The 11385-nt window shown below is 58.9% G+C and carries 9 protein-coding genes; 2 read left to right on the top strand and 7 right to left on the bottom strand.

All coding sequences use genetic code 11. From position 1 onward, the window contains the following. The first annotated feature begins 64 nt into the window (after positions 1-64). Positions 65-817 carry an alpha/beta hydrolase gene (locus tag D1222_RS11380; protein WP_119454379.1) on the top strand — a complete coding sequence of 251 codons (753 nt, stop codon included), beginning with the start codon at positions 65-67 and terminating at the stop codon, positions 815-817. Here D1222_RS11380 and D1222_RS11375 read toward each other — a convergent pair. Beyond that, entirely contained in the window at positions 814-1944 is a 1131-nt protein-coding gene (locus D1222_RS11375; RefSeq protein WP_407646745.1) for an anhydro-N-acetylmuramic acid kinase, read from the bottom strand. The two genes, D1222_RS11380 and D1222_RS11375, sit on opposite strands and share 4 nt — an antisense overlap. 50 nt (positions 1945-1994) lie before the next feature. On the opposite strand from D1222_RS11375, the gene tyrS reads away from it, so the two are divergent. Continuing rightward, complete coding sequence (gene tyrS / locus D1222_RS11370) at positions 1995-3248, top strand: tyrosine--tRNA ligase (RefSeq protein ID WP_119454377.1); 1254 nt, start codon at positions 1995-1997, stop codon at positions 3246-3248. 4 nt (positions 3249-3252) lie between these two features. Here the strand turns inward: tyrS and hflX are convergent, their stop codons facing one another. The 6 genes from hflX to D1222_RS11340 all read right to left on the bottom strand — a co-directional run bounded on the left by hflX (position 3253) and on the right by D1222_RS11340 (position 11276). Beyond that, a complete protein-coding gene (gene hflX, locus D1222_RS11365; protein ID WP_119454376.1) occupies positions 3253-4587 on the bottom strand; it encodes a GTPase HflX in 1335 nt (444 codons plus the stop codon). Beyond that, on the bottom strand, positions 4584-4838 hold the full coding sequence (gene hfq / locus D1222_RS11360) for an RNA chaperone Hfq (RefSeq protein ID WP_018147228.1): 255 nt from the start codon (positions 4836-4838) through the stop codon (positions 4584-4586). Before hfq ends, hflX begins: the two co-directional genes overlap by 4 nt. 85 nt (positions 4839-4923) lie before the next feature. Then, positions 4924-6330: a TrkH family potassium uptake protein gene (locus D1222_RS11355; RefSeq protein ID WP_119454375.1), complete on the bottom strand. Its 1407-nt coding sequence runs from the start codon at positions 6328-6330 to the stop codon at positions 4924-4926. 34 nt (positions 6331-6364) lie between these two features. Further along, entirely contained in the window at positions 6365-7738 is a 1374-nt protein-coding gene (trkA, locus tag D1222_RS11350) for a Trk system potassium transporter TrkA (RefSeq protein ID WP_119454374.1), read from the bottom strand. A gap of 2 nt (positions 7739-7740) precedes the next feature. After that, the gene (gene ntrX, locus D1222_RS11345) at positions 7741-9129 is read right to left on the bottom strand and encodes a nitrogen assimilation response regulator NtrX (RefSeq protein WP_119454373.1); all 1389 of its coding nucleotides are present in this window, start codon (positions 9127-9129) and stop codon (positions 7741-7743) included. Then, positions 9126-11276, bottom strand: a complete 2151-nt coding sequence (locus tag D1222_RS11340) for a sensor histidine kinase NtrY-like (protein WP_119454372.1) — start codon at positions 11274-11276, stop codon at positions 9126-9128. Before D1222_RS11340 ends, ntrX begins: the two co-directional genes overlap by 4 nt. Between the last annotated feature and the right edge of the window lie 109 nt (positions 11277-11385).

Genomic DNA, 11385 nt, shown 5'->3' with positions numbered 1-11385 from the left:
CTTTCGCCTAAAGCGCCCTCTTCACTTCCCAGCTCTACGCGACAGAAAGAAAGAGGCGCCCAGCATGGCAGAACTCATTATTCCTGGTCCGGCAGGCCGTATCGAGGCCCGCTACACCGAACCGGCACAGGAAGGCGCGCCGATTGCTCTCGTTCTTCACCCGCACCCGCGTGCTGGTGGCACCATGCAGGATCCGATCACGATCCGTCTCTACCAGATGTTCGAGAAGCGTGGCTTTGGCGTTCTGCGCTTTAACACGCGCGGCGTTGGCCGCTCGCAGGGTGTTTATGATCAGGGCGTTGGCGAGCTCGAAGATGCCGCCTATGTCCTTGATTACATGGAGAACCTGACCGAGAATCCGCGCTTTGTCTGGTGCGCAGGCTACTCTTTCGGTGCCTGGATCACGCTGCAGCTGCTGATGCGCCGTCCTGAAATTGACGGCTTCCTCGCGATCGCGCCGCCATGCAACCATTACGACCTCTCCTTCCTCGCGCCCTGCCCGGCTTCGGGTCTCATCATCTCGGGTGAGAACGACAAGATTTCCGGCCCGAAAGACGTTGAGCGTTCACTGACGAAGGTTCGCGTTCAAAAGGGTGAAGTCATCGAGCGCGACACGATCGCCGGTGCCAATCACTTCTTCGTCGACAAGCACGAAGAACTGATTGCCAAATGCGAAGCCTATGTCGACCGCCGTCTCGTCGAGGACGAGCAGAAGATGCGTCTTGAGGCGGATACGTCCAAGAAGCGCGGGGCTGCCGCGATTGCCAACCAGTCCGACGACGTCGAAGACGACGAGGACGAGGGCGACGACGACTAATCGATAAGGCGCCCGCCCGCCATCGGTGCGGGCGCACTTGTCGTACCGGGCCAGCTGATTGGCAGGCCTCGCAGCGTACGCACTGCCAAAAATGCAAAAGCCTGCGCCTCAATGGAGTCGCCGAGCCAGCCGACATCTTCGGCACTTTTCACCCCGCATGGCACGCGTTGCCTAAGCTCGCGCATCAGCTGAGGGTTACGCCGCCCACCCCCACATACGATGATCTGGTCGGGGCGCTCTGTAAAATTGCGGACCGCGTGCGCGACTGTTTCCGCTGAGAATGCCGTCAAAGTCGCAGCACCGTCTTCAAGGCTCATCCCGCGCGCCAGCGTTGCGTCGAAATCGAAGCGGTCGAGGCTTTTCGGTCCGGGAAGGTCGAACCATGGCTTGTCCATCCAGAGGTCGATGGACATGTCGTCGACACGGCCCGCGGCGGCAGTCTTGCCATCCTCGTCATGGGTGCCTGCGCCGTGCTGCTCCATCCATTCATCGATAGGACCGTTGGCGGGCCCGGTATCGAAAGCGACGAGGTTTCCGTCAGCGGAACGGTAGGTGACGTTCGCGACGCCTCCGAGGTTCAGGACCGCGTTTGACCTCGTATCGCCAAGGTTCTGTAGCAGGGCGGCATGAAAGGCTGGTGCGAGCGGCGCGCCCTGCCCGCCTGCTTCAACGTCGGCGCTGCGAAAGTCGTATGCCAGCGACACGCCGAACTCTGAGTGTAGGCTGTCTGCATCGAGTATCTGGAGTGTGTTTCCGCGTGCGCCATTGGCGGGCGGCTTGTGAAGCACCGTTTGCCCGTGCACGCCTGCGATGGCTGGGACTGGTCCATTCCAGCCATTGATCAGCTGCTGCCAAGCATCAGAGTGAGTTTTCGTCAGGACGGCATTCGCTTTGCGGAAGGCGGCTTCTGGCTGCGGACCGGTCCAGGCCCATTTGCGAGCGGCATCAACGGCCGCCTTCAGGACAGCGCGCTCCTCAGGCGTGTATTTGCGTTCAGCAGCCGGACCGAAGTCGAGTACCCGCTCGCCATCTGTCAGGATCAGAGCTGCATCGACCGCGTCAATAGATGTGCCGGACATGAAGCCCGCAGCCCACACTGGTTCAAAATGATCTGAAGGCTGTTCCAATTAATACGTGACCCGTGCTAGCAGCGCCCTTCGATAATGGAGAAACCGGCATGAGCCAATACAGGTCAGACTTCCTGAGCACGCTTGAAGCCCGCGGCTTTATCAAGCAGGTCACCCATCCAGTGGAGCTGGATGACTATTGTGCGAGTGGAAGCCCGGTCGCGTATATCGGCTATGATGCGACCGCCGACAGTCTCCATGTGGGCCATCTGGTGCAGATCATGATGCTCCGGCACCTTCAGCGTTGCGGCGGCAAACCCATTGTCTTGATCGGCGGGGGCACGACTAAAGTTGGCGACCCGACTGACAAGGAGAAGCAACGTCCGTTGCTCACCGACGCACAGATCGCGGCAAACATGGAAGGCATCAAAAAAGCCTTCCAGCCATTTCTGAAGTTCGGGGACGGACCAACTGACGCCATGATGGTCAATAATGATGATTGGCTCGGCAAGCTGGGCTACCTGCAGCTTCTTCGCGAAGTGGGCGTCCATTTCACCATCAACACGATGACCAAGCAGGAAACCGTTGCGCGGCGGCTCAATAACGAGCAGCCCTACACCTTCCTTGAGTTCAACTACCTGATCATGCAGTCCTACGACTTCCTGGAGCTGTTCCGGCAGCATGGATGCCGCCTGCAAATCGGCGGTTCGGATCAGTGGGGCAATATCGTTGGTGGTGTCGACCTCGTGCACAAAGCCGAAAGCGGCGACGCCTACGGCCTGACGGCGCACCTCATCACAACTGCGTCCGGCGGGAAGATGGGCAAGACGGCAGATGGGGCCGTATGGCTGAATGCGGACCGCAAATCGCCTTATGAGTATTGGCAGTTCTGGCGTAATACTGAAGACGCCGATGTTGGCCGCTTCCTGCGCCTGTTCACAGATCTGTCGCTAGACGAGATTGCGAAACTGGAAAGCCTCGAGGGGGCTGAAATCAATCAAGCCAAGATCGCGCTCGCAAATGCTGCGACGACGCTTCTGCACGGCGCGGATGCCGCGCAGGACGCTGAACGGGCGGCATCTGCGGTCTTTGGCGCGGGAAGCCGGGATGACGCTCTTCCGACAACTGACATCGCGCGCAATGAGCTGGAAAGCGGCATTCTGGTCGCAGCGGCTTTCGCTTTGGCGGGTCTGTCCAAATCCAATGGCGAGGCGCGCCGTCTCATCAAACAGGGCGCTGTCCGTGTGAATGACGAGTTGGTCAGCGATGAGAACGCAACGCTGACGCTCGCAGATCTCGGCGATGGGGATGCCGTGAAGCTATCCGCCGGCAAGAAGCGTCACGCGCTCCTTAAAGCGGTATGATCTCTCAAGAAGCGGTTTGAGCGAACAGCTCGACGTCAGGAAACTGTGACCGGAAACGGCCTTCGTGTTTCTCGCTCAAGCCAACTAGAAGATCGGTGCGGCCATCCGGCTGCACCGTCTCTTCACTGACGGCGCCATACTCAAACAGCCAGGCCCGCGCGGCACCCTGACTTGGGCTTAGCTGCACGGCAAATGAGTTGAGCTCATCCTGGATGGAATGCTGCACGAGCGCCAGCAGGTCATCAATGCCCTCGCCGGTGAGCGCAGACGTGATAACGGCTGGCGTCTCCTGCAGGCCTGCCCTCGCAGACATGCGCAGCGTTTCCTGAATGTCCTCAGGTAGCAGGTCGATCTTGTTCCATGCCTCGATGATTGGAGGTAGCGGCTGTCCGCTTTCTTCTTCCAGTCGGCGAAGAACCGAAAGGACATCCTGCTTTCGGGCCTCATCGGAGTCCTCGGACCGGTCGCGGACATGAATGAGCAGGTCGGCTTCCAGCGTCTCTTCGAGGGTGGCGCGGAAACTGTCGATCAGATGTGTGGGCAGGTCTGTGATGAAGCCAACCGTATCGACGAGTGCTGCGTCACCCAAACCCGGCAATTCGAGCCGCCTTATGGTTGGATCAAGCGTGGCGAATGGCATGTCACGAGCAAAGACATTGGCGCCGGTCATCCGGTTGAACAGCGTCGACTTGCCAGCATTGGTGTAGCCAACGAGCGCAATCACTGGAAAGCCTGCATCGCGACGACCAGAGCGCTGCAGGCCGCGCGTCCGGCGGACTTCCTCGAGATCGGACTTCAAGGAGGCAAGTTGGCGGTCGAGCATGCGGCGGTCGGCCTCAAGCTGCGTTTCGCCCGGGCCACTCAGAAAGCCCTGACCGCCACGCTGGCGCTCAAGGTGCGTCCAGGTGCGTACGAGGCGCGACCGCTCATAGGAAAGGCGCGCCAACTCGACCTGCAGCTTGCCTTCCTTGGTGCGCGCCCGAAGACCGAAGATTTCGAGGATAAGACCGGTCCGGTCGATGACCTTGCAGCTCAGCGCGCGCTCAAGATTGCGCTGCTGTACAGGCGTGAGCGCAGCATCAATCACGCAGAGTGTGCAGGCGGAGGCCGCAATGTCCTCGCGCAGACGCTCAAGGATACCGCCAGAGAGAAGGTGGGACGCGCTTGGCTTGCGCACATTCTCCGGGCGCAGGAAGGCGAGGTTACAACCAAGCGCTTCAACCAGACCCGAGGTTTCCGACAGCCGTTCGCGGTCGGGCCTGTCAGCAGGCATGGTCCAGGGAATGATGACGCCGGCCCGATCCGGTACCGGCGTTCTATCGATCAGCTCGCTGCTCAATCCTTGTCCGCGCTGGTTTCCTCATCGAACAGCTGCACCGGCGCACCAGGCGCAATGGTCGAGATGGCATGCTTGTAAACGAGTTGAGGCGGACGCCCATCCCCGCGTAGGAGGACGCAGAAATTATCAAACCAGGTCACCACGCCTTGAAGCTTTACGCCGTTCACAAGAAAGATTGTGAGAGGGGTGCGTGATTTCCTGACAGCATTGAGGAACGTGTCCTGCAGGTTCTGTTTTTTATCCGACGACATGGTCTTTATCCGTATGCTGGCGCTGTTCGCTATGCGTTTTCGCAGGCGCTATCCGGATTGCCCCCGCATTGCAAGTCCCAGCTGCCTATCGACGCCAAAATGAGATGGTGAGGAGCGGAATCAATGCGAGAACTTCCAACCTGCCCAGTATCATACCAAAAATGGCGAGGACTTGATAGAACGTTGCGTCTTTGAGCTGCGCTTGCGGGATCAGCTGTCCAGAATTCGTCAGGCTACCGAATGTTGTCGACAAGGCATCCTCAAAACCGAGGCCGACGAAGGAGAATAGTAGCAAGCCCATCACGACGGCGATAATGTAGGCGACGAGATACACCCAGATGCCCATTAGCGTCCGATCAGACTGTAGGCGTCCCCTGAACTGAAAATGCACCAGCGATTCGCGGTAACCCATTCGCAGGAATTCCTGTCCCACCCGCCTGAAAAGCACATAGAGTCTCGCGAGCTTCATGCCGCCTGCAGCGGACAGAGCCGCGCCCCCAATCATGCACGGCGCAAGCTGAACCAGGAGTGGCAGGTCTCGTGTCGTTTCACGCGCGACTAGTGCGATGCCGCTGGTCGACAGGCTGGAGAGAGACCAGCCAATCGCATTGAGACCGGTCAGACCGCAGGCAAGCCCAATGAGTGCAAAGACAAGAAGGGATAGGCTGAAGGCAAGCGTCTCTGCGTCAAATATGGCCGCACGCCAATCGCGATTAGCGATCTGTATCAGGAAGAATAAGCCGAGCGTGCCAAGGGTCAGACCAAGTGCCAGCGCGAAAGAACGTGTGCCATTGACGATGTCCGACGAAGCGCTGCGCGGGTCGGCTAGCCCCGTTGTCAGCGCACTGACCGCATCAAGGAACGCGGTGCCGACAGCTATCCCCCCGACGACTTCGAGCGCAAATACGATGAGAAGGCAGATGCCGAAATAGACGCTGGTGATCCGCATGACGCGGGGCATCGAATCGAAAAAGCTCTCGTCGGAATGACTGAAAAGTAGCGTCCTGTGTATGCCGGGGCCATCCAGGCTAAGGGCGGCCAGAACGGTTGCCGCAAACGTAATGGTAGCTAGCGCACCAGCAAGGTGAAGCAGCGCGCGCCAGAAGAGGATCGAGTCTGGCAACACGGTGGTTGCAGGGTCAAAAACCGAATGCCCCGTTGTCGTGAGACAAGAGACCGCCTCGTGTAGAGCTGCTACCGCACTTTCATTTGGAAGTCCCATCAGGAAAGTGGGAGCGCAGGCGATGCCTGCAAAGACCCAGAAGAACACCATGAATGCCAGACCGTCCGACGGTTGAGCTCTGCGTTCTGGTTGACCGATCATGACGATGGTCGCCGCGCAAACTGTTGCGAGCAGCGTACCCGTGGTCAGAAAGACGCGGAATTGAGCCCACTCTCCGGCCAGCACGGCAAAAAGCGCCGATAGCCCCATCGCCAGAACGAGGCCGAAGCCACTGAATGCAAGCATTCTGATGATGGCAGGATAGTTCATGCTGGCCGTACTCTCTGAGGGCTCGGCGACCGTTCTAGAAGAAGTCTGCGCTAACGCGGAAGAACTGTTCTACCTTGCTGGTCATCGCGCCTTCATAAAACAGCAACGCGTGATCATTGGCACGGACCGTGACATCGCTCGACGCGAAGATTACTTCGCCATCGCGTAGAACCGCAGCAGCGGTGATGCCTTTCGGGAGATCATCATAACCAAGCGACTTGCCGATAAGCGGCGAGGTATCCAGCGTCACGCCTTCGGCGATCTCAGCAGCGCCATCCTCCAGTGACTGCAGCGCCAGAATTCGGCCCCGGCGCATCTTCATCAGCACGCGCGAAACCGTAAGCGCGCGGGGGTCCAGGACGGCGTCCAGCTTCATCTCACGCGCCAGTGTGGCGAGCTCCGGTGCATTCACCAAGGCGAGTGCACGCTTTGCCCCCATCTGTTTGGCGAGCTTGGAGATCAGGATGTTCGTCTTGTCGTCATGCGTGGTTGCAATGACGAGGTCAGCTGTCGGAGCGTCCGATTCCTCGAGGATATAGCGTGTAAGCCCGTCACCATGGATGACGATGGTGCGCGACAGCTCAGCCGCAGCGCGCTCAGCACGCTCTATCTCCGCTTCGATAACGCGCACCCGAACGCCGGTCTGCTTCTCCAGCCCTTTTGCAACATAAAGGCCGACATTGCCGCCGCCGACGATCACCACCCGGCGCATTTCAGATTCAGGACGGTTGAAGATGCTGTTCAGCCTGTGGCTGTGCGACTTCAGAACTGCCACATAGGCTGTGTCGCCTGTTTTGAGCTGGTCGTTGCCGCGCGGCGCAAACACGTGCCCTGCCCTGTTGATGCCCACAATGCGTGCGCTCAGGCTTGGGAACAGCCCCTGGATCTGGTCTAGCGCGGTATCGAGCACCGGGCTGTCGTCCAGCACTTCAATGGCGACGAGTTGCACGTCACCCCGCCCGAAATTAACGCTCATGATCGCGCCGGGCGTGCTGAACCGCTGCAGGATCGCGTCGCCAACCTCGATTTCGGGCGAGATGACGAGGTCAATGCCGAGACCCTCACGCGAGAAGAGCTGGCGATAGCCAACCTGCAGATATTGCTGGGCCCGGATGCGCGCGATCTTGTTGGGAATGTTGAACAGCGTATCGGCCACCTGACAGATGACCATATTGATCTCATCGGAATAGGTCACCGCGATGATCATGTCGCAGTCATTACCGCCGGCGGCTTCCAGGACTTCAGGATGTCCGGCATGGCCGACGACCCCTCGAACATCGAGTTCGGTCTGAACCACGTCGATCAGCTTGGTGTCCTGATCAATCATCACAATGTCATGGTTCTCAATGGCCAGACGTCGGGCAATACCCTGACCAACCCGCCCTGCTCCGCAGATAATCACACGCATGACTAGACGTCCGACCGGGACGCAGACGCATTCACGCCAAGCGCTTTGAGCTTCCGGTGAAGTGCCGAGCGCTCCATGCCAATGAACTCTGCTGTTCGCGATATATTGCCATCAAACCGGGTGATCTGGAGCGACAGGTATTCGCGCTCGAACTGTTCACGTGCGTCACGAAGAGACAGGCCGACAAGATCGGCCGAAGCCGTCGGGTTCGCGCCTTTGGAAAGGCCACTACGCTCTTGTGGCAGCTCGTCAACAGACACAGGCCTCTTCGCATCGTGCGGCGACAGGATGAGAATGCGTTCCACAAGGTTCTTGAGCTGGCGGACATTGCCCGGCCAATCCATGGACTGCAGCACTGCAATGGCTTCAGATGAGAATGTTCGAGCATTGAGACCCGAACTGTCTGCAATGCGCCCCGTGAAATGGTCAATCAGTGCCGGGATGTCGTCGCGACGTTCAGCAAGCGAGGGCACGCGGATCGGGACGACGCTCAGCCGATAGAACAGATCTTCGCGGAAGCGCTGTGCGGCAATCTCTTCCTTTAGGTCCTTTGTCGACGCGGACATGACCCGGACATCGACGTGAACATCGGATTTGCCGCCAACGCGTTGAAAACGTTGCTCTGTCAGGACGCGGAGGATCTTGTTTTGCGTGCCGAGAGGCATGTCTGCGACTTCGTCCAGCAGCAGCGTGCCCGTGTGCGCCTTCTCAAAGAAACCGATCCGCCTCGGGCGACCATCATGGTCCTCCTCACCGAACAGTTCCTGTTCCATGAGGTCTGGCGCAATATTGGCTGCGTTTACAACGACAAACGGACCGTTCTGTCTGTTGGATTGCGCATGAATCAGGCGAGCGGCAAGTTCTTTACCTGCTCCTGCCGGGCCTGTGACCAAGACGCGCGAGTTCGTTGGCCCAACCTTGTCGATAGAAGCGCGAAGCGTTGACGCAGCCTGGCTTGAGCCGATCCAGTCGTCGCTACTGACGACCATATTCCGCAAGGAGGCGTTCTCGCGCTTGAGGGAGGTCGACTCGATCGCACGGGCCACCAGATGCAACAGACGGTCAGACTTGAACGGCTTTTCGATGAAGTCATAGGCGCCGCGCCGGATGGCGGCCACTGCCGTTTCGATATTGCCATGACCACTGATCACGATGACCGGGATGAGCGGGTCGATGGACTTGATGAACTTCAGGACGGAGAGGCCATCCATGTCGCTGCCCTGCAGCCAGACATCTAGGATGATCAGACCAGGCGCACGCATGCGAACCTCTTCCAGCGCCTTGCTGGCTGTCGCCGCGCTGCGAACAGAATAGCCTTCATCTTCCAGGACGCCGGAGATCAGGTCCCGAATATCGGGCTCGTCGTCGACTACTAGAATGTCCGTGGTCATGAGAGAGCCTCCATGGTCTCTGGTTCGGCGAATTCGTCGAGATTGGCTTGCTTTGGCAGCGTGATGCGCACCTTGGCGCCGCGGCGTGACTCGTCGCGCTCCTGCAACTGGATTGCGCCGCCATGATCGACGATGATGCGGTTCACGATAGCAAGACCAAGGCCAGTGCCTTTCTCGCGGGTGGTAACATAGGGCTCGAGCAGGCGCTCGCGCGCCTCTTCGGGGAAACCCGGCCCGTTGTCTTCGATGATGATTGTAATCGATTCCTCGGTGTCTTCAGTCGTGATCTCGATGGCGCCCTGCGTCTCATCAACAGCTGACAAGCGCTCGATCGCCTCGGCGGCGTTCTTGATGATATTTCCAATGGCCTGACCGAGTAGTCTTTCATCTGCAGAAATGATCAGAGGCTTGCGGACATGACTGATCTCGACCGCGATGTCCGGGCTGACCACCTGCTGCGAGAATCCGGTTTCATCAATAAGTTGGGCGAGATCAAAACTCTCCAAAGTGGGTTTGGGCATTCTCGCAAAACCAGAGAACTCCTCGACCATCCGGCCGATATCGCTGACCTGCCGGAGGATCGTATCGGTGCACTTGTCGAACACCGTGTCATCTTGCGGGATGTACTGACTATAGCGGCGCCGGATGCGCTCAGCGGACAGCTGGATCGGCGTCAGCGGGTTTCTGATCTCATGCGCAATCCGGCGGGCCACGTCACGCCAGGCAAGCTGGCGCTGGGCTGTCACGAGCCGGGTTGCGTCATCAAAGGTCAGGACAAGACCGCCTGTCGAATCGCGCGCAGCCTTCAGCCTGAAGTGACGCGCACCACCGGCCGTTCGCATATCCAGCGACGCATCAATCGGCAGGCGGGTTGCCATAGCTTCCTCGACATGCGGCATGAAGGCTGGCGCAATCTCTGAAAGATTGCAGCCTTCTACAGGTGGCTCTGCTTCCAGGAGCTTCTGGGCTGAAGGGTTAGCCAGCGTAACGACGAAATTCTCATCGATGCGGATGACGCCGGCGCTCACTTCTTCGAGCAGTGTCTCAAGAAATAGGCGCCGATCCTCAGCCTCTTCCCTCGCATAGATCAATGCTGAGCGCTGTGCACCGAGCTGCTCAGTCATGACATTGAAGGACCGGGTCAGCGCACGCACTTCATCTTCTCCCTGTGGGAGTGGTACGCGGATATCGAGATCGCCATCGCGCACGGACTGCGCTGCGTTTGCAAGGCGCCCGATCGGGCCGGTGATCCGGCTGGCTGCCTCAAGCGCCAATCTGATCGCCATCAGCAGCACAAGCGCAACGATCTGACCGTAAGCCACGAAAAAGAGCGCTTGTGAACGTGTGCTCAACTCGCCTGCGGTACGATATTCTTCCAGCGCCTGTTCTGCGCGGCGAAGACGCGCGAAAGCATCCCGGTCCAGCGGTTTCGCGAGATAGAGATATGCGTCCTCCATGCCGCCCAGCTTGATTAGTGATGTCGTGAAACCCTCAGCTTCAAAGAGCGAGAGATAGACTTCGCCCGCATCCGCCTCGTCGAACATTTCAGGTGTTGGCCGACGGTACATACTGTCATTCGTCGCATTCTCACCCACTGCAAGCGGCCGGCCCTGACGGTCGATCACATACCCAACGCGCATATTTCGGATGAGCGCCTGCATGCCGAGATATGAGGAGAAGGCCTCCGGTTCCTCTGTCAGACCCTCGAGCGCATTATTGATATCGGACGCGGCGAGGCGGGTATTCTCCTCAAGCGCGTCGCTATATTCATCCACATTTTCGCGCGCGACGGTGGCAGTCTGTTCAACCAACGTAAAAACACGTTCGCCGAACCAGGTATCGAAGCCGCGCGAGATCGCTGCCCAAAGGAACACCGACACGACAAGCGCCGGAATGACTGCGGAGAGGCTGAACAACAGCAGGAAGCGCCGCGCAAGCCGATTGCCTTCAGCGCCCTTCTCTAGCGTTCGGGAGGCGCGGTAACGCTGAACGACGATTATGCCGAGCGTAATGATAATTAGCGTGTTGGCGATGATCATCGCCTGAACGTCGCGGCTCACCGGATCGATCGGGTCCATCCCCGACACCGCGACGAAGGTGACAGCCGCAGCAAGGAAGGCAGCCACAAGGAAAAGCCACTGGAACAATGCCCAGCCTGATCGCGGCTTTCCTGGTGCAGTGGTGTCGACCAAACTATACCTCACTCGTGCAGTTGTGTTCAAACCGCAACACTGAGGCCATAAAGCAACACTTATG

Source organism: Henriciella algicola (genome assembly GCF_003576245.1).
GTDB classification, from domain to species: domain Bacteria; phylum Pseudomonadota; class Alphaproteobacteria; order Caulobacterales; family Hyphomonadaceae; genus Henriciella; species Henriciella algicola.
Note: the sequence above shows the minus strand (reverse complement) of the source record. Positions and strands in the feature narration are given on the sequence as shown.

What these genes read in the sequence shown, in the direction of transcription:
- D1222_RS11380 (WP_119454379.1), top strand. Translation starts at nt 65, where the DNA reads ATGGCAGAACTCATTATTCCTGGTCCGGCAGGCCGTATCGAGGCCCGC.
- tyrS (WP_119454377.1), top strand. Translation starts at nt 1,995, where the DNA reads ATGAGCCAATACAGGTCAGACTTCCTGAGCACGCTTGAAGCCCGCGGC.
- hfq (WP_018147228.1), bottom strand. Translation starts at nt 4,838, where the DNA reads ATGTCGTCGGATAAAAAACAGAACCTGCAGGACACGTTCCTCAATGCT.
- D1222_RS11355 (WP_119454375.1), bottom strand. Translation starts at nt 6,330, where the DNA reads ATGAACTATCCTGCCATCATCAGAATGCTTGCATTCAGTGGCTTCGGC.
- trkA (WP_119454374.1), bottom strand. Translation starts at nt 7,738, where the DNA reads ATGCGTGTGATTATCTGCGGAGCAGGGCGGGTTGGTCAGGGTATTGCC.
- ntrX (WP_119454373.1), bottom strand. Translation starts at nt 9,129, where the DNA reads ATGACCACGGACATTCTAGTAGTCGACGACGAGCCCGATATTCGGGAC.